We start from the raw sequence: 18,200 nt of genomic DNA on the forward strand, positions 1-18,200 counted from the left end.
GTGCGATAACGCGTGGCAAAGTGAGGGGGGAGAAAGGCTGTTTCACGTGGAACACTGCCCGGCCTGCAACATTGAGAAGGCATATCACTACCCGGATACGTCGAGTCAGGCGGTGAGCCACGCAAGCCGTCGCCTCTTCATTGGAGCCACGGGCGTATCAAAGCTGCTGACCTTTCCAGAAATGAACGCCAATACTGTTAGCCATAAAGCGCCCGCTGCGCTCCAATGAACAACCCCAAAAGCCGATTGCCCCACGAGTCCTCGCTTCGTAGAGGATGTTCCACGTGAAACACATTGACGGGCATGAGGAAAAGTAGCGTCGGTGTTTCACGTGAAACACCCCTCAGAGCGGTCCGGGCTTTAACCGCCTGGGTCGGGATCTCAGTTGCCGCAGGCGCCAGCCCGCATGCGGATAGCGGCCCTTAAGGCCCCCCAAAACCTGAGTCGCGACCGATCGTCGATACCTGACGTCACCGCGGCGAAAAGGTAAGAAAGATGAAAAATATCGATTTATTCCCCCCTTACCTACCCCCTACCCGAAAATTCATATTTTTTGTTCATGGCTCGCTGAACTGTAAGCGATAGCCCAAACCAACGGCGGTAGGTCGCTTCTAAATTCGCATGTCGGCGCGTGCTTCGACGAAGTGTTAACCACAGCGTTGTCCACAAACCAGATCAAGCTGCCAACAGTCCTTCGTCCATTGAGTTCGGCGACGCGACCAAAATTCGGGACGTCGGCCAGATCCGGCTGTGATGCTCCCAATCAGACATCGGGTTTATCCACAGACGCCTATCAACGACAAGACTCTATGAAAAGAATCGGATAGCGAAGCGCAAAGCCAGGGTTACGCACATTCTTATCAACAGGCAAGCCCGCGAAACGACCAGGACGCAGCGACCGAATCACCACAAGATCACACAGGCGGACCTGTCAGCCCCGAGAAGCAGGGCACCCGAGTATCTTCCCTAACTCGCCCATTCCTCTATTCAGAGAGATATCTCTTATCCACAGCGTCGAAGGCAACGAACTCAAGACGGCAATGCGGTGCACACCGATGCACGACGGCAACTGGTTGCCGGCGGACCCAAAATCACGAAAGCAATTCCGCGTTAGAAATCAAAGACAAAGCCGAAAACCGAAACCTGAGGCCACTGCGGAAGCGGGGTTCAATAACCGCTGAACTCTTCCACGAGTGCACGGTCAAATCGCGCGGCCCTGAACATCGGGGTGATTTATTCACAAAATTATCCCCACCCCAATATTGAATGATCGGTTCGCGGCCGTCGGGCATGGTCACTGACCCGAAGCTAATCTTGCTCGCACTCCCGCTGCGCCGCCATCATCCATATGGGCGAGGCGCCTATGGCTTCATGTGAAACCTGTGGACAGGTCGCAAGGAGAAATCCGACGCGAAAATTAGACTGCCCGCCGCAGCGCGCAACCCGCCCAACCGGTCAACCCGAGCCGCCGAATCATCCGCAATTCCTGTTCCCGCGACCTCACCCTTTCGGCGATATCCCCATTTCTATCCACAGGCGCAGGCCGTCAATTTGGATAGTGAGTGGCGTAATTCTGTGCATAACCGGCATGGGGATATCTTTGTGAACAACAAACGCCAAACCACGAATTTACGCACGATGACCGACGCCAAACTCGCATGTCAGACGCTCGGATTCGGGTAAACAAACCTCGCGAACACCCGGACAAAAGACGAGTTTCCCTATGAAAACGTTGATTAAACGGCTTCTAAGCACGCCTGACGCAAGCAGGGAATCTATTCACGGGGAGCAAAAAGACATCGCCTGCATTAATGCAGAAATCTGTGCAAAACCCGATTCACTGAAGCGCGATTGCTTCATAACTGATCACCCGCGAACTCATGTCCGGAAATAATTATCCACAGAGTTATCCAGTGCTCGAGGATATGTTAGTGAACACTAACAGTGTGAAGATACACGCCAGGGTGAGGGCTGCAGGGCACGTCGCGACGCGAGCAGTTCAGCGTTACTGAGCAGATAGAAACGAGCGCTGCAGAGACGCAGCGAAATCACTTCACGAACCGAAATGGCAGCCCAAATGAAACAACGCCCCAGACCGGAAGGTCTTGGGGCGTTGTAGCCAGGCCTAGCCTGGCTGACGGGAAATTGGGATTTCCCGATTTAGAGCGGGCGAATTTCGGCCGCTTGAGGTCCTTTCGGACCATCTTTAACTTCGTATTCGACTTCCTGGCCTTCGTTCAGGCTGCGATAGCCGCGACCCTGGATGGCGGAAAAGTGTGCGAACACATCGGTGCCGCCCACGTCCGGCGTGATGAAACCGAAACCCTTGTCAGCGTTGAACCACTTGACTTTGCCCTTCTGAGCCATTTTCTCTAGCGTCCTGTAATTAAATCGAAATGCAATGAATCAAGGACGCCGTGCGAACTGAACGATCGGTGCAAAACCAGTGTTCCCGCTTGTCGCCAGAGCGGCAGAAACGAGTCTGCTCGCGCTTGAATCAACTGCGGAATCAGCATACTCATCCGGCATTACCGAGTCATATAGTTGTTTACCCCAATGTCGCTTTTTTTTCACTGGAACGGCAGTACCGCCAGGCGGAATTAGCCATGCCGACGCGCCAAAACCGTATAAATGGGACCCGTCACGATCACCACAAAAACCATGCGCGTGACGTGAAACGCTGTCACCACCGGAACGCCCAGCTGCAACACCTTGGCGGTGATCGCCATCTCGGCAATACCGCCCGGCGTCGTGCCCAGAATCAAGGTGGGAATGGGCGCAGCAGACCACAACGACAGCAAGGCGCCCACGCCGAAGGCCAGCGCCAATGCCAGCACCGTAAAGCCCGCCACTGCCGCCATGAAACGCGGCGCTGCGCGGAAAAAGTCTGGCCGGTACCGATCGCCAAGTGACCAGCCGATAAGCAGTTGCCCTGCTTTCGGCACATAGTCCGGCAATGCGGAAAGCTCGATGCTGGACGCGGTCAGCACCATTGCGACGAGCATGGGCCCAAGCACCCAGGGATTGGGCAACCGCAGCTTCGTAAACGTGGCGCCGCCCACAATGGTCAGGGCCACCAACCCGGCCAGGCCAAGCGCATGCACGTCGCGCGGTCCCGGCACGGTGGGATCCAGGCCAGCCACGCCCCACCACTGGAATATGAAGGGCACCGTCACCACCACCAGCAATACGCGCACGCTGTGCGCAGTGGCAACGCGATCGATCCGCGCGCCATGGCGTTCGGCCAGATTGGCCATTTCACTTGCGCCGCCGATGGCCGATGAGAACCACGCCGTCTTGAAGTCCACATCCGTGAAACGCCGCAGAATGGCGGTGCCCAGAAATGCGAGCGCCAGCGCGAACAGCATCCCCACGACAATGGGGCCCGCGTTGCTGCCAATGTGTCCGATGACCTGTGGCGTGAAATACAGCCCCAGCGATGCGCCGATGACCCATTGGCCCGCATTGCGCGCCGGCCGCGGACACGCAGTGCGCACGCCGGCAATCCGTGTGGCCGCAGTCAACAGCAGCGCGCCCAACATCCATGGCAGCGGCAGGTGGGCCCACACCGCAAGCAACGCGCCGGCCAGCGCAATACCAAACCCGCCCAGCACTCGCACCCGCATGTTCTGAACCACAATCCGATCCGCGTTAGAAGCTCTTGAAAAATGAATTATGAGTTAGTGGGATACTTACGAAAACTTTCCTCGGCTACCCGTGTTCACTTCGCGTCCAACATGATCCGCTCCAAACTCCCCGACGTCGGCACCACCATATTCACCGTGATGAGCCGCCTGGCCATCGAGCACAAGGCCATCAACCTGGGCCAGGGCTTTCCTGACTTCGATCCGGACCCCGCGCTGTGTGCGCTGGTCACCAAGGCGATGGCCGACGGCCACAACCAATATCCGTACATGCCGGGCGTCGCGCCGCTACGCGAAGCCATCGCGGCCAAGACGCGCGAACTCTACGGCCATGCCTACGATCCCGAAACCGAAATCACGGTGACCAGTGGCGCCACCGAGGCGTTGATGGCCACGGTATTGGCGGCGGTGGGCAGCGGCGACGAAGTGGTGGTGATCGAGCCCTGCTATGACTCGTACCTGCCGGCGATTCGCCTGGCCGGCGGCACCGCCGTCCCGGTGCCGCTGCGCGCGCCCACAGAAGCCGATCCGTACTACCGCATCGACTGGCAGCGTGTGCGCGACGCCATCACGTCCAAGACCCGTCTGTTGATGCTGAACTTTCCGCACAACCCCACCGGCGCGGTGCTTGACGAGAGCGACCTGGACGCGCTTGAAGCGATCGTCCGCGATACGGGCGTGCTGCTTGTCTCGGACGAGGTCTACGAGCACATCGTGTTCGACGGCAAACCTCATGCCAGTGTGGCGCGCCGCCCGCTGCTTGCCGAACATGCGTTCGTGATCTCGTCGTTCGGCAAGACCTATCACACCACCGGATGGAAGATCGGCTATTGCTGCGCACCGCGCCAACTGAGCGCCGAGCTGCGCAAGGTGCACCAGTTCATGGTGTTCACGGTGCCGTCGCCGATGCAGTTTGCGCTGGCGGAATTCATGCGTGATCCCAAGCCGTACCTGGATCTGCCGGCGTTCTATCAGGCCAAGCGGGACCGCTTGTCGCAAGGCCTGGCGCAGACGCGATTCCGATCGCTGCCCAGTCCCGGCACGTTCTTCCTGCTGGCTGACTACAGCCAGATCTCCAAACAGAACGAAGCCGATTTCGCGCGCGACCTGACCGTCAACCATGGCGTGACCGTGATTCCGGTGTCCGCGTTCTATCGCCAGCCCGACGCGCCTGAATCGAATCATCGGATCGTGCGCTTCTGCTTTGCCAAGAAGGACGCAACGCTGGACGCGGCGCTGGAGCGTCTGAAGCAGGTCTGACGGTTCAATATCTGAGTAAAAGCTCATATATGAAAATGCGGTCTAATTGACCTCAACATGCTTAAAAAAAAGGGGCGCCAAAAGGCGCCCCTAAGCATTTGCCGGCCTCGCATTGCGTCAGCCCGCGCACCGGCCGGTGCGCGGACCCGCTTCATCAGACCGGCCCAGCGGCAACCTTTCTTGCGGCGCGCACACGGCGCAAAATCTGCGGCACGATCACCACTGCCGCCGCGCCCACCCACAGGGCGATCGACACGGGGCTTGCGAACAGCACGCCAACGTCGCCATCCGTCATCGACAGCGCACGGCGCAGGTTCTGTTCCATCATGTTGCCCAGCACGACACCCAGCACGAGCGGCGCCATCGGCACACCGAACTTGCGCAGGAAGTAGCCCAGCGTGCCAATGCCCGCAACCAGCAGCAGATCGAAGGTGCCCGCGTTGATCGCATAGACGCCGATGTAGCTGATGCACAGGATGCCCGGCACCATCAGCCAGCCCGGCACGGACAGCACTTTGGAGAAGAACCGCACCAGCGGCACGTTCATCACGAAGAGCAGCACGTTTGCGACGAACAACGATGCGATCAGGCCCCACACCAGCTCCGGCTTGGTGTCGAACAGGACCGGTCCCGGCGTGATGTTGTAGAGCGTCAGCGCACCCATCATCACCGCGGTGGTGCCGGAACCGGGCACGCCCAGCGTCAGCATCGGAACGAAGGAACCGATCGCCGACGCCGTGGCGGCGGCTTCCGGCGCGACGAGTCCACGCATGTCGCCCTTGCCGAACTTGGCCTCGGGATCCTTGGCTTCGATGATGCGCTTTTCCTGCGAGTACGCGACCGCCGCAGCCACGCTGGCGCCTGCGCCGGGCAGCACCCCCACGCCGAAGCCTACGAACGCACTGCGCACCACGCTCCACCACGTATAAGCCATCTCCTTCAGGTTGAAGAGCTTGCGGCCGCTGGGCTTGACCTCGACGCTGTGGCCGGCCATCACCTTCTCAAGCATCTCCAGCATCTCGCTGACCGCGAACAACGCGATGACGACCACGACAAAATCGATGCCGTCAGCCAGATGCACGGACTCGAAGGTATAGCGGTAAACGCCCGAATTCGAATCCACGCCCACCACCGAAATGGACAGGCCGATCATCGCCGCCAGCACGCCCTTGACCGGCTGCTTGCCGAGCAGGCTGGTCAGGCAGCAGAACGCAAAGATCATGAGCACGAAGTATTCGGCGGGGCCAAATGCGAGCGCCCATTTCGCCAGCAACGGCGCGAGCAGGATGATGCCCACCACCGACACGATGGCGCCAAAGAATGCGGACCATGCAGACAAGGACAACGCCACGTTGGCCAGGCCCTGCCGCGCCAGCGGATAGCCGTCCAGCGTCGTCATGATGGCACTCGCTTCGCCCGGCACGTTCAGCAGGATCGCGGTGATGCGGCCGCCGTACTCCGCGCCCACATATACCGCGGCCAGCAGGATCAGCGCCGTTTCGGGCGGAAGATTCATGGCGAAGGCGATGGGGATCAACATCGCCACGCCATTGACCGGCCCCAGCCCCGGCAACACGCCCACCATGGTTCCGATGAAGGAGCCGATGGCAGCCACCAGCAGGTTCGTCAGCGAAAACGCGACGCCAAAGCCTATCGACAGATGATCGAGAATGCCGCTCATATCAGGTTCTCCAACAGTCCGCCGGGCAGGACGACGTCCAGCACCTTGTCGAACAGCACGAAAAAGAAAATGCTCATGACGACGCCGCCGATCGCGCACTTGAGCCAACTGCCGCCAAACAGGCGGCCCACGAAGATCGTCATGAGCGACGTGGCGACAATGAAGCCCAGCCACTGGAAGAGAAACGCATAGGCGGTCACGAACACCACCATCATCGCGATGCGCCCGTTGGCGCCGTCAGGGTTGCGCTCGACAGCGTGGCCGCCTTTGTAGACGAGCCACAGCCCGCACAGGCCGATGATCAGCGCCAGCAGCAGCGGGAAGGCGCGTGGCCCGACAGGTTCGTAGGCGAAAGGCGCCTCGATGCTCCAGCCGGCCGCCGTCATGAAGACGGCCAGCGCCAGGGCGGCAATGCCCAGAATTCGATCGTTCATGGTCCAGGTTCCGTTCAAATCCGATCGCGCGGCGCAGCGGGACCTGCCGCCGGCCTGAAATGGCGGCAGGTGTGCCCTGGCGGGCGCGTTCGGGGGTCGGGCCTTGCGGCCGGCTTACTTTTTGATCAGGCCGAAGGTGTCGGCCAGTTCGCCGTACTGCTTGACCTGGTTTTTGACGTAGGCGTCCAGTTCGGGGCCGGTCTTGTTGAAGGGGAACAGGCCCTGCTGCTGGCGCAGCTTCTCGAACTCGGGTGCGGCCGTCGTCTTGTTGAACGCGTCCACCCAGAACTGGTAGTCGGCGTCAGACACCTTGGGGCCCACGTAGAAGCCTCGGATGATCGGCCAGACGATGTCGTAGCCCTGTTCCTTGGCGGTGGGCACGGAACCCAGCTTGCCCGGCAGGCGCTGGTCGTTGAAGACCGCCAGCACGCGAATCGGGGCGCCGCCTTCCAGCATCGTGAATGCTTCGGCCGCATCGCCCATGTAGGCCTGGATATGGCCGCCGCGCAGCGCCGTTACGGCCTCGCCCCCACCTTCGAAGGCGACAAAGCGCATCTTCTTGAAGTCCACGCCGGCCGCCTTGGCCGTCAGCGCTGCCTTCATCCAGTCCTGGCTGCCCACGGTGCCACCCGCGCCCAGCACGATCTTGGTCGGATCCTGCTTGAAGGCGTCCATCAGGCTCTTCAGGTCGGTGTACGGCGAGTCGTTGCGCACCACGGCCACGCCGTAATCGGTGCCGATCGCGGCCAGCCAGCGCACGTCGTTGACGTTGTACTTGCCGAACTTGCCCTGCGCCAGGTTGAGCAGCGAGCCGCCGGAGAACGCAACGATGGTGCCCGGCTCGTTCGGATGCTGGGCCACGATGTTGTTGTAGGCCACCGCGCCAATCCCGCCCGGCATGTAGACGATGCGCATGGCGCTCTTGAGCGCCCCACTCTGCTTCAGGCCTTCGGTGGCCAGGCGGCACGTCAGGTCGAATCCGCCACCAGGCTGCGCCGGCGCAATGCACTCCGGGCGGCGGGGTTCATCGGCCGCATGGGCCGCGCCGAGGGACAGGGTGATGGCGCCAAGCGCCGCCATGGCTGCGATGCGCAGCTTCAGGGTCGTCTGCATTCTTGCGTCTCCAGGATTTATAGGTCTAGGTATCGCTGGCAGCGGCGCTACGGCGAATGATCGCGTCCAGCGGCTCCAGTGGACGCAACCGTACAAAACCGAAGCTTTCCATAAGCTTTCAATTTCGGCCGATTTCGTGACGCGGCGCAGCATCCGGTCCCGTTTGCAGGGTAAACACCAACGCCGCGCGCAGGCCCGGCTGCCCCACCCGGTTCTCGAGCACGAGCCGGGCGCCCAGGATTTCGGCGATGGTGCCCACGATCGCCAGGCCCAGGCCGGCCCCGGTGGTGTTCTTGCCTGCCGCGCCTCGCCGGAAGCGGACGCACGCCCGGGCGATGTCCTCGTCCGACATGCCCGGTCCGTCGTCTTCCACCAGTAGCCGGGCCTGGTCTGTGTCGGTCTCGATCCGGACGGTGACCACACCACCGGCGGACGCATAGCGGATGGCGTTGTCGACCAGGTTGCTGACCGCTTCCCGCAACAGCCACTCCGCCCCGCCGACGACAACCGGCCTGCAGTCCGCCTCCAGGCCGATGTCCAACTGCCGGCCTCGGGCATTGGGTAATTGGGTACGGATCACCCCGTCCGCGAGGTCCACCAGGTCCACTGATTCGGGCGCCAAACCGCCTTCGGCCAGAGAAGCGTCTTTAGCGCGCGCCAGCGCGAGCATCTGGTTGGTGGTGCGTACGGCCCTGTCCAACCCCTCTTGCATCGCCAGAAGGGCTGTACGGACCTCCTGGGGGTCTGTTTCGCGCAGGGCATAGGCGGTCTGGGTCCGCAAAACGGACAAGGGCGTGCGCAATTGGTGCGACGCGTCGTCCAGGAACTGCGCCTGCACCCTCCCCAAGGCCGCAAAACGGGCCATATGGAGGTTTACGGCCGCCACCAGGGGTAGGACCTCCCCCGGCATGTCGGACGCGCTGACGGGGCTTAAATCGTCTGCAGAGCGGCCTTTAACTTCCTGACGCAGCCGCTCCAGGGGGCGCAGGGCCATGAAAACGCCCAGGATGATCACCAGGACGCTGATGAGGATCACGGCAAGGTCCCGCTCCACCGACCGCACCAAAACCTTGTGGAGGAACGCCTGACGGCTTTCCAGGCCCTCCGCGACCTGCACGATCACCCGGCCGCCCTGGTTCGCATACAGCGGCGGATCCATGGGCCGGGCCAGTGCCGCCACCCGGACGGGCTGGCCCTGGTAGGTCGCGTAGAAAAACCGCGGCTCGCCGGACACGAGGGGCTGCTCCGGCAGGGGCAGCCCGGGATGGCCGATCTCGGCCAGCCCGTCTTCGGTTGCCACCCGGTAGAACACGCTGCCATTGGCCGTCAGCTCGAAAAATTCAAGCATCAGGTAGGGCTGCTCCATGGCTAATCCACCGCTGGCTGTGGATATGTTGTGGTCGATCGCGCGAAGCGCGCCAGCGAGAGACCGGTCGTAGGCATTGTCGACCTGGTTGCGCAGCTGGTGGTTGGACAGCCAGAGCGCACCCATCATCACGAAGACGAGGGTTGGAATCAGCCACCAGAGCAACTGCGTTTTCAGCGTTCGGGCGCGTTTTTTCGCCGAAAAATCAACGCTGTTTTGCGGACTTCTAGTTGTCAACAAGGTTCTCCAGGCAGTAGCCCATGCCGCGCATGGTCACGATCTGCACACCGGTTTCCGCCAATTTTTTGCGCAATCGGTGAACCAGGACCTCGATGGCTTCCAGGTTGATGTCGGCATCGTCCGTGAGGATGCGGTCCAGGATCTGCTGCTTGTTGATGGGTTCGCCGCTTTTCTGGATCAGCACCCGAAGGACCGCATGTTCACGTGGGGATAACTGCAAAGGCTGTCCATTGACCGTGAATTTCTGCGCGGAAGTTTCAAAAACCAGGTTTCCCAGCGCGAGGCGCGGATGTTCGCGCCCGCGGCTGCGGCGAATCAGCGCAATCAATCGCGCTTCCAACTCTTCCACAACAAAGGGTTTCGGCAGGAAATCGTCCGCTCCCTCGTGAAGTGTTCCGATTCTCTCGGCCAGTGAATCGCGCGCGGTCAAGACCAGCACCGGCGTACGGTCGTCCCGCGCGCGAATCTTCGCCAGCAAAGTATGGCCATCCATGCCGGGAAGTCCGAGATCCAGGATGACTGCATCGAAATCTTCGACGGCCAGCCTTCTTTCGGCGACAAGTCCGTCATCAGCCCATTCCACGACAAAGCCGGCATGTCTGGCCAGGCTTCTGGACAGCCAGCGGGCAAGTTCAGCTTCATCTTCGATCAGGAGGATACGCATGGACGCAGTCCGGGGGGCGGTGGATGGGCGGAATGGGAAAGCATGTTTGGCTTTTCCTTTTTTTTTCTTTATATAAAGACTAATGATTAATAAGGGCTGTGGATAACTACCTTAACCTTGAAAACCTCTTTCTTTTCATTGCCTTGCGTCCGTTTTTGCTTGTGCAAGAACTCTGTGTGGGAAAAAAGCTGAAGTTGGACAAGATTTTGGACCGCGTCCGAAACCCCTGCTTGTTCAACTTGCCTCCACAACATGTGCACAAGCGCGCCACTTAGGAGTTATCCACAGGGCATTTTTGGCAACTGGGTCCCGAGAAGCGCCCTTTTACCCCGGAAAACCGCCCTTCGCCTACCCGGATTTTTGCCCTTGCAGCGCCCCAAAACGGGCCGCTACGCGGTGATCGGAATCGGGTATTCGAGGGGTGACCTGGGCGGTTTGTTGACGGTGCGCTGAACAAAAAGTGAGCAGGATCCGCCGTAGAATCCGGCCATGGATAGCGACTTGAAACTGCGCCGACCGGCCTGGGCCAGGCGGTTGAAACGCGGACTTTTGGCGGAAAATTTAGCCTTGACGTTGTGTGCGGCCGCGTTGATTGGCGCCCTGGGTGCGCTGGCAACTGTGGTGTTTCGCGAACTGCTTGGCTGGATGCAATTGTTGGTAGGGGGCGGCGAGGTTCCCCACGGCATGGTGTCGCTGGCGCGTGGGCTGGACCCCTGGCAGCGGTTTCTGATGCCGGCGGCCGGAGGCGCGATCGCCGGCCTGATCCTGCAGGCAGCCATCCGATGGCTGCCCCGGCGGGGGGCAGCCGACTATATGGAAGCAATCTCGATCGGCCGTGGCGTCATCGGCTTTCGCCAGACGGCCGCGCGCAGCCTGTCCTCGATTTTTTCGATCGGATCCGGCGCATCGATCGGCCGCGAGGGACCGATGGTGCAACTGGCGGCAATGTGTGCATCATTGACGGGCCGCTATCTGGTCTTGCCGCCCCGCCATCTCCGGCTGCTCGTGGCCTGCGGCGCGACGGCGGGCATCACCGCCGCATACAACGCGCCGATTGCCGGCGCGGTGTTCATTTCAGAGATTGTGTACGGCGTGATTTCAACAGCGACGCTGGTGCCGCTGGCCGTCGCCTCCGTGGTCGCCAACATCGTGACGCGGCAGGTGCTGCACTATGACGCGGTCTTCCAGATGCCGCATTTCGAGTTCGTGTCGGGGTGGGAAGTGATCAATTACCTGGGACTTGGCCTGATTGCAGGTCTGGCCGCGCCCCAATTCCTGCGATTCCTGGATTTGTCCCGCGCGGCGTTTCGCCAGTTGCCGTTTCCTATCTGGGCGAGGATGGCGGTAGGCGGGCTGGTTGTCGGCGCGCTGTCCGTGATCGATCCCGCGGTGTGGGGCAACGGTTACAGCGTGGTCAACAGCATGTTGCATACGGATTGGGCGTGGCAGGCGGTGGCCGCCCTGCTGTTGCTCAAGACATTGGCTACGGCGGCCAGTGTCGGGTCCGGCGCTCTAGGCGGAGTCTTCACGCCGACCTTGTTCGTGGGGGCGGCGCTGGGCGCCTTGTACGGGACTGCGCTGCAGGGCCTGTTTCCGACCGGCAGTTTGTCGGCGGTGTCCAGTTATGCCGTCGTGGGAATGGGCGCGCTGCTGGCGGCCACCACGCATGCGCCGCTGATGTCGATCTTGATGATCTTCGAGATGACGTTGGGCTATGAAGTCATGTTGCCGTTGATGCTGGCGTGCATGACGGGGTACGTCATTGCGCAGCGCATCCGGCCGGAGTCTGTCTATGCGAAATCGCTGGCGAAAAACAGGATCGCCGCGCATTTGATGGCCAGAAAAGGCAGGCCGATAAATTATGAGTAAAAGCTCATTTTTTCGAATCGGATCTTTGGATATTTGAGAGTTTTGCAAGAGCCCATTAATCAAGGGTCTTTTGCATGAAGACGCGCTTCAGTCCAATCTCCGTGGCGCGATGCGTTTCCACATAGCCGCGCCGCGTGTAGATGGCGATGTTCTCGCTCATCACTTCCTGGGTGTAAAGCCGAATGCGTGAAAAGCCGGCGCGGCGCGCGGAGTCTTCGGCCCACTGCAGCAGCGTCCGGCCGTGGCCTTTGCCTTGCGCGGTTGGCGATACGGCGATGTTGTCCAGCAGCATGCAACTGTCGTCGGATTCTGGAATCAGCACGATGAGGCCTTCGATGCCGACTTTCGATTCCAGGACGTGAACCACGCCTTGCGCGACGCGTGCCGGATAGTCGTCCAGCATGGGACCAGGCGTGGCGCCGTTGCGAGCGATGTAAGGGGAGTAGGCCTCGCGGACGATGCGCTCGAGGGCGGGGACGTCGCCGGCGAGGGCGACGCGGATAAGAAGTGCGAGGGGATTCTTATTCACGGCGAGACAATCCAGGCTTTTTCGCGGTCGACGTGATCGAGAATAGCCCGAAAGGAATTCAGTGCGGCGTGCGCGATCGTCTCGTCCTGGTGATGTTCGCTTTTCCAATAGCGGAACGCGAACGATGGTGGTGAGCAGACCTAACGACCGTTGCAAGTCAGGTGCTGCGCAGGATAGGACAGAAAGAAGCGGTGTCGGCCAACGCAGCGCGTTAGAGTGTTGAGAACGCGAAAATTGCCCCAGATAGTGCTTCCGCGTATCGCATAGCTCTTGCCAGAAAGTCTATGATTCGTAAAATTTAGCGCGGGCTACGCAAGGAACTTTCTTTCTTGCAATCGAACCATACAGGGCCATGACAGAAGTAGAGATCCGCAATTCACTGATAACGCGGTTGGCCTCCTCTCCGGCAGGCGCAGACGCGTCATTCATTTCTGAGCTATTCCTCGATAACTTTTCGCGTCGAGCGGATCTTGTGATGGCTAACGGCAAGCTGGCAGTTTTTGAAATCAAAAGCAGCCGCGACACGCTCGATCGCTTGGTAGGCCAGTTGGAAACCTATTTGCTCCTTTTTGAACACGTGACGATCGTGTGCGCCTCAAAGCACCTCGCAGGTGTCGAAGCGGTGGCGCCGAGTGGCGTAGGGATCTGGGAAGCTCAAGATGATGGATCGATGCGCATCGTCCGACGGGCACGCGCCCGAAGCATATCCTCGAAAAAAAGCTGGGTCAGCTTTTTGCCGGTCGACGAGTTGCGGGCGCTCTTGCGTATGAATGAAATACGCGCAGTTGGTACTCGCGGCGAACTGGTGCAGGCAATCGACAGTGTTCCCGTGAAGGTTGTGCGTGCGTATGTGCTGTCATACATGAAGCGGCGGGCGCAACGAATTCACAACCTGCAAGAGCGAAAAAAGGGAATGCTGCGGGGACCCGATTGCGCCGATCCCCTTTCCCGCATGGCGCAATACCTGCTGAACATTCAGCAGTCCGCGCCGGTCGCGATTCCGCGTAAGGTCGCCGCTTTATAGGTCGTCGTCTTCACCGTGGCTAATGGCACCGCTGGCAATGGCCTCGGAAAAATCTATTTGTCGGGCGAGGTGAATATTGACCCTGACCGCAATCCAGGGACCTGCTGCGCGGGCATATGGATCGCCTTTTGCCGTATCGACGATTTTGGATTCTCCCCAAATTTTCCTGGCGCCAATGTCGTGGTCTGCATCCAGAATCGCCTCCGCCGCTGATCGATAACCTTCCTCAAGGTCTTTGATTCTGGGTCGCCTTTCGAATGACCACTCTAGTTCACGCGGATAGTCGATGCGGGGAACGATCTTCATTACCGCCGGCACAGCGTCGTAGACGACCGAATGAATCGAGCCGTGGTCACCATATACTGCAACCGTGTCGCCACCAATGCGGGCATGCAACTGGCGCTCGAGGATTCCGATGGATCCTCGGCTTTTTCCATCGTCATCCGTGTACGGAATTGTTGAAGAGGGAAAGCTGGTGGCTAACACCGATATCACGACTTCCGGGAACTCGGCACGTATTTGGTTGATGGTGTGGATGCATGCCGTCGTGTAAGCGGTCATCGCTTCGCGTACGTATTGGCAATCAATAAACACTATGGCACTTCTGGCGTCGTCGAGCGCGCTTAGCGCGTTCACGACGATTGACGTCTGTGCGTCGAAGTCACGAATTCGGAACGCCACCCTTCCCCACGTTCGTTCGATCTGCTGGCCTTGCTTGATGACGTCACGAACGCCGGAGTCTGAACTGATCTGAACGACGGGGATTGCACCTGGATACGTGGCTGCAAACTCTCGCCATGCACCAAAAGCGCCGGTGCGGTCGCGCAAAGCTTTCTGTTGTTCAGGTAAGTGCGTTGCGTCGGTGGTGAGGTCGAGAAAATAGGGAAGACCGCCCATGGCCTCTTGCGCCTTCTCCGCGCCCCTGCCGAAGTCCTGTGCATTGCGCCACTTTCCCAAAGTCAGGATGGGCATGATTTTCGCTTTGCGGGCAGGATCGAGCATCTCCAAGCCCTTAAGCTCCGCTTGCCGTGCCCGGAGGGTGGGGAAGTAATGGTAGTCGTCGAAGTTCACATCCATCGTGCTGGGTCTCCTCCGGTGGGTCTCGGGGTTGTTGTGGCTATCGTCGCGACGCTTGCGCGATCCGTGCCGCTGGAAACCAGACTGGTGATTTCGCAGAGTGGCGTGGATGCGGCTAAGTGACAATAGACACTCCCAGCCCAACGAGTTTTGATCTTCGTCAGGTGGTTTCAGTCGGGCTGCAGGTTTCCGTTGAATTGCGGCAGGACGTGGCTTTGTGCACGCAATGAAACCGCTACTTCCCAATACAAAAACTGGAGAAAATCTCCCCCAGCAGATCATCGCTGGTGAACTTGCCAGTGATGCTCGACAAGCTGTCATGCGCCAACCGCAGTTCCTCGGCAAACAAGTCCAACACCCGGTCATCCTGGCTGGCATGCGCGGCAGCCAGTTCCAGATGCTCCGCCGCCTCCTGCAACGCATGCAAATGACGTTCGCGCGCCAACCAAGGCGATTCCGCACCCGGATTCCAGCCCGCAATTTGCAGCAGCTCCGCGCGAAGCGCATCCAGGCCGGCGCCGCGTTTGGCCGAGATGCCCAGTTCGCCGGGGCCGGCGACGAAAGGCTCGGGCAACAGATCCACCTTGTTGAACACCTTCAGCACCGGCGTGCGCGGCGGCAGCCGCGCGGTGATCTGCGCGTCCAGCTCGTCGCCCGGCTGCGTCGCATCCTGCAAATGGAGGATGACGTCGGCGCGCTCGATCTCTTGCCAGGTGCGGGCGATACCGATGCTTTCCACCGTGTCTTCGGTTTCGCGCAGGCCGGCCGTGTCGACAATGTGCAGCGGCACGCCATCAATATGGATTTCCTGCACCACTTTGTCGCGCGTGGTGCCGGCGATGGGCGTGACGATGGCGATGTCGTCGCCGGCCAGCGCGTTGAGCAGGCTCGACTTGCCTACGTTGGGCTGGCCGGCCAACACCACATGTAGGCCTTCGCGCAGGATGACGCCCTGCCGCGCCTGCGCAATCAATGCGGAAAGATCGCTCGCCAGCGCGTCCAACGTCGGACGGGCCTGATACTTTTCCAGGAAGTCGATTTCTTCTTCGGGGAAATCCAGGGTCGCCTCGACCAGCATGCGCAGATGAATGATGCGATCGGACAGGTCGTTCACGCGTGCCGAAAATTCACCCGACAGCGACGCCATGGCGCCGCGCGCGGCCGCCACGGACGAGGCTTCGATCAGGTCGGCAACCGCCTCGGCCTGCGCCAGATCCATGCGGTCGTTCAGGAACGCACGGCGCGTGAACTCGCCGGGTTCGGCCAATCGCACGCCCAGATCTCGGCCGGCGACCAGACAGCTATCCAGCACGCGTCGCAGCACGGCCGGGCCGCCGTGGCCCTGCAGTTCCAGCACGTCTTCGCCGGTGTAGGAATGCGGCGCACGAAAGTAGATGGCGATGCCTTCATCCAGCAGTTCGCCCTCCACCGTCTTGAAGGGAAGATAGTGCGCATGGCGCGGTGTGAGATCGCGCTGGAACAGGCGCCGCACCAATCCGGACAGGTCCGCACCAGAAATGCGCACGACGCCGATGCCGCCTCTTCCGGGGGCGGTGGCGATGGCGGCGATGGGGGCGTAGGCGGACATATCAGGGGCAGAAGGCAGGGCTAAACAATAGGGGAATATAACTGTTGCGCGGCGCGTTGTTTGCTGGTTACTGTGGCCCCGAGGTTCAAAACCCGAAACAACTCTGGGAGATCACGATGGCATCTCGGTTTTCGCGTGTGTTGGCCTGCGGCGCTGCCGCGGTGGTGATGGCCTGTGGCACATACAGTTCAGCCATGGCTCGCGACCTGGTGATCGGGTTGAAGACCGAGCCCTCGTCGATGGATCCGCAGTACCACGCGTTGACCCCGAACACGCAGATCTCCCAAACCATTTTCGATACGCTCGTTGCCACGGACGCGCAACTCAAGCCGCAGCCTTCGCTGGCGGAATCGTGGACCGTGGATGGCAAGGTCTGGACTTTCAAGCTGCGGCCGAACGTGAAATTCTCGGATGGCACGCCGTTCACCGCCGAGGATGTCGTGTTCACGTATGACCGCGTCCCGAAGGTGCCGAACAGCCCGTCGCCGTTCACGCTGTATCTGGGGTCCGTCGCCAAGACCGAAGCGGTGGATCCGATGACCATCCGCATCACCACCAAGGAAGTCGCGCCGAACCTGCTGGTCAATCTGGCGCAGTTGCCCATCCTGTCGAAAAAGGCCGCGTCGGGCCCGGCTGCGGAAGGCAAGACGACGACCGAATTGAACAGCGGCGATGGCCTGATCGGAACCGGACCCTACAAGTTCGTGTCCTGGAAGCGCGGCGCGGAATTCGTGCTGGCGCGCAACGACAACTACTGGGGCAAGAAGCCCGAATGGGATCGCGTGGTCTACCGTCCGATCAGCAACGCGGCCGCGCGCGTGGCCGCGCTGTTGGCGGGAGACGTCGACATGATCGAAGATCCTCCCACCGACGACCTGCCCAAGCTCAAGTCCGACAAGAAGCTCTTTGTCGAGGAAACGCCGTCGGTGCGCGTGGTGTACGTGGCGCTGGACCAGTACGCGGAGCCGTCGCCCGGCGTGCAAGGCACCGACAAGAATCCGATGAAGGACAAGCGCGTGCGCGAAGCCTTGTCGCTGGCGATCAACCGTGATGCGCTGGTCGAACGCGTGATGGGCGGTGTCGCCCTGCCCGCGGGCAACCTGCTGCCGTATCCGATGTTTGGCGCCAGCAAGGAACACTCGAAGGCGCCCAAGGCCGATGTGGAAAAGGCCAAGGCGCTGCTCAAGGAAGCGGGCTATCCGAACGGCTTTTCGATCACGCTGGGTTCGCCGTCCGGCCGGTATGTCAACGATTCGAAGGTGGCGCAGGCCATCGCATCGATGTGGACGCGCATTGGCGTGAAGACCAGCGTGGACGCGATGGCGCCCCCGGTGTTCTTCAAGAACCGCGACAGCTATTCGTTCTCGGCATACCTGGCGGGATGGTCGGTGACGAGCGGCGAAATGTCCAACGCGCTGACATCGCTGCTGATGACGCGCAATCCGGAAGCCGGCCAAGGCACGACGAACCGCAGCCGCTATTCCAATCCCAAGATGGACGAGCTGGTGAAGCAGGCCTCGTCCACGATGGACGACGCCAAGCGGGCGGAACTGCTGTCGACGGCCAGCAATATCGCGATGGATGACTTCGCCATGCTGCCCGTGCATTTCGAACTGTCGGTCTGGGCCATGAAGAACGACATCCGCTACCAGGGCCGTCCGGACCAGGTCACGCTGGCGCAGAACGCAACGCTGAAGAAGTAAGCGCGCCG

At 60.7% G+C, this 18,200-nt stretch carries 14 protein-coding genes; 4 read left to right on the forward strand and 10 right to left on the reverse strand.

The window, feature by feature from the left end; all coding sequences use genetic code 11:
• Positions 1-2,160: 2,160 nt before the first annotated feature.
• Both B3098_RS12335 and B3098_RS12340 read right to left on the reverse strand, forming a co-directional pair.
• Entirely contained in the window at positions 2,161-2,367 is a 207-nt protein-coding gene (locus B3098_RS12335) for a cold-shock protein (RefSeq protein ID WP_056566091.1), read from the reverse strand.
• A 233-nt stretch (positions 2,368-2,600) separates the two neighbouring features.
• Positions 2,601-3,626 carry an AbrB family transcriptional regulator gene (locus B3098_RS12340; RefSeq protein ID WP_286897085.1) on the reverse strand — a complete coding sequence of 342 codons (1,026 nt, stop codon included), beginning with the start codon at positions 3,624-3,626 and terminating at the stop codon, positions 2,601-2,603.
• A 111-nt stretch (positions 3,627-3,737) separates the two neighbouring features.
• Between B3098_RS12340 and B3098_RS12345 the strand changes: the two genes are divergently transcribed.
• Positions 3,738-4,904 (forward strand): pyridoxal phosphate-dependent aminotransferase, encoded by a 1,167-nt coding sequence (locus B3098_RS12345; RefSeq protein WP_286896537.1) that lies wholly within the window; start codon positions 3,738-3,740, stop codon positions 4,902-4,904.
• 154 nt (positions 4,905-5,058) lie between these two features.
• On the opposite strand, the gene B3098_RS12350 is transcribed toward B3098_RS12345, so the two are convergent.
• The 5 genes from B3098_RS12350 to B3098_RS12370 form a co-directional block, all read right to left on the reverse strand.
• Positions 5,059-6,585 (reverse strand): tripartite tricarboxylate transporter permease, encoded by a 1,527-nt coding sequence (locus B3098_RS12350; RefSeq protein ID WP_239215837.1) that lies wholly within the window; start codon positions 6,583-6,585, stop codon positions 5,059-5,061.
• Positions 6,582-7,019: a tripartite tricarboxylate transporter TctB family protein gene (locus B3098_RS12355; protein ID WP_286896540.1), complete on the reverse strand. Its 438-nt coding sequence runs from the start codon at positions 7,017-7,019 to the stop codon at positions 6,582-6,584. Before B3098_RS12355 ends, B3098_RS12350 begins: the two co-directional genes overlap by 4 nt.
• 114 nt (positions 7,020-7,133) lie before the next feature.
• Positions 7,134-8,099 (reverse strand): Bug family tripartite tricarboxylate transporter substrate binding protein, encoded by a 966-nt coding sequence (locus B3098_RS12360; protein WP_239215877.1) that lies wholly within the window; start codon positions 8,097-8,099, stop codon positions 7,134-7,136.
• Between the two features lie 151 nt (positions 8,100-8,250).
• Positions 8,251-9,735 carry a sensor histidine kinase gene (locus B3098_RS12365; RefSeq protein WP_414631277.1) on the reverse strand — a complete coding sequence of 495 codons (1,485 nt, stop codon included), beginning with the start codon at positions 9,733-9,735 and terminating at the stop codon, positions 8,251-8,253.
• On the reverse strand, positions 9,725-10,402 hold the full coding sequence (locus tag B3098_RS12370; RefSeq protein WP_056566075.1) for a response regulator: 678 nt from the start codon (positions 10,400-10,402) through the stop codon (positions 9,725-9,727). The genes B3098_RS12365 and B3098_RS12370 overlap by 11 nt, the downstream gene beginning before the upstream one ends.
• 489 nt (positions 10,403-10,891) lie before the next feature.
• Here B3098_RS12370 and B3098_RS12375 point away from each other — a divergent pair, with 489 nt between their 5' ends.
• Positions 10,892-12,271 carry a ClcB-like voltage-gated chloride channel protein gene (locus B3098_RS12375; RefSeq protein WP_286896543.1) on the forward strand — a complete coding sequence of 460 codons (1,380 nt, stop codon included), beginning with the start codon at positions 10,892-10,894 and terminating at the stop codon, positions 12,269-12,271.
• Between the two features lie 55 nt (positions 12,272-12,326).
• Here the strand turns inward: B3098_RS12375 and B3098_RS12380 are convergent, their stop codons facing one another.
• Positions 12,327-12,800, reverse strand: coding sequence for a GNAT family N-acetyltransferase (locus B3098_RS12380; protein WP_286896544.1), 474 nt, complete (start codon positions 12,798-12,800; stop codon positions 12,327-12,329).
• A gap of 352 nt (positions 12,801-13,152) precedes the next feature.
• Between B3098_RS12380 and B3098_RS12385 the strand changes: the two genes are divergently transcribed.
• A complete protein-coding gene (locus B3098_RS12385; protein ID WP_286896546.1) occupies positions 13,153-13,824 on the forward strand; it encodes a sce7726 family protein in 672 nt (223 codons plus the stop codon).
• Here the strand turns inward: B3098_RS12385 and B3098_RS12390 are convergent.
• Both B3098_RS12390 and mnmE read right to left on the reverse strand, forming a co-directional pair.
• On the reverse strand, positions 13,819-14,901 hold the full coding sequence (locus B3098_RS12390; RefSeq protein ID WP_175136948.1) for a beta family protein: 1,083 nt from the start codon (positions 14,899-14,901) through the stop codon (positions 13,819-13,821). The genes B3098_RS12385 and B3098_RS12390 overlap by 6 nt on opposite strands.
• A 235-nt stretch (positions 14,902-15,136) precedes the next feature.
• On the reverse strand, positions 15,137-16,489 hold the full coding sequence (mnmE, locus tag B3098_RS12395; protein WP_286896549.1) for a tRNA uridine-5-carboxymethylaminomethyl(34) synthesis GTPase MnmE: 1,353 nt from the start codon (positions 16,487-16,489) through the stop codon (positions 15,137-15,139).
• Positions 16,490-16,605: 116 nt separating this feature from the next.
• Between mnmE and B3098_RS12400 the strand changes: the two genes are divergently transcribed.
• Entirely contained in the window at positions 16,606-18,192 is a 1,587-nt protein-coding gene (locus B3098_RS12400) for an ABC transporter substrate-binding protein (protein WP_218342480.1), read from the forward strand.
• The last annotated feature ends 8 nt before the right edge of the window (positions 18,193-18,200 follow it).

The organism is Achromobacter sp. UBA2119 (assembly GCF_002331005.1).
Taxonomy (GTDB): domain Bacteria; phylum Pseudomonadota; class Gammaproteobacteria; order Burkholderiales; family Burkholderiaceae_B; genus Achromobacter; species Achromobacter animicus.

Coding starts and splice junctions, on each gene's coding strand:
- B3098_RS12335 (WP_056566091.1), bottom strand. CDS start 2,367: ATGGCTCAGAAGGGCAAAGTCAAGTGGTTCAACGCTGACAAGGGTTTC.
- B3098_RS12340 (WP_286897085.1), bottom strand. CDS start 3,626: ATGCGGGTGCGAGTGCTGGGCGGGTTTGGTATTGCGCTGGCCGGCGCG.
- B3098_RS12345 (WP_286896537.1), top strand. CDS start 3,738: ATGATCCGCTCCAAACTCCCCGACGTCGGCACCACCATATTCACCGTG.
- B3098_RS12350 (WP_239215837.1), bottom strand. CDS start 6,585: ATGAGCGGCATTCTCGATCATCTGTCGATAGGCTTTGGCGTCGCGTTT.
- B3098_RS12355 (WP_286896540.1), bottom strand. CDS start 7,019: ATGAACGATCGAATTCTGGGCATTGCCGCCCTGGCGCTGGCCGTCTTC.
- B3098_RS12360 (WP_239215877.1), bottom strand. CDS start 8,099: ATGGCGGCGCTTGGCGCCATCACCCTGTCCCTCGGCGCGGCCCATGCG.
- B3098_RS12370 (WP_056566075.1), bottom strand. CDS start 10,402: ATGCGTATCCTCCTGATCGAAGATGAAGCTGAACTTGCCCGCTGGCTG.
- B3098_RS12375 (WP_286896543.1), top strand. CDS start 10,892: ATGGATAGCGACTTGAAACTGCGCCGACCGGCCTGGGCCAGGCGGTTG.
- B3098_RS12385 (WP_286896546.1), top strand. CDS start 13,153: ATGACAGAAGTAGAGATCCGCAATTCACTGATAACGCGGTTGGCCTCC.
- B3098_RS12390 (WP_175136948.1), bottom strand. CDS start 14,901: ATGGATGTGAACTTCGACGACTACCATTACTTCCCCACCCTCCGGGCA.
- mnmE (WP_286896549.1), bottom strand. CDS start 16,489: ATGTCCGCCTACGCCCCCATCGCCGCCATCGCCACCGCCCCCGGAAGA.
- B3098_RS12400 (WP_218342480.1), top strand. CDS start 16,606: ATGGCATCTCGGTTTTCGCGTGTGTTGGCCTGCGGCGCTGCCGCGGTG.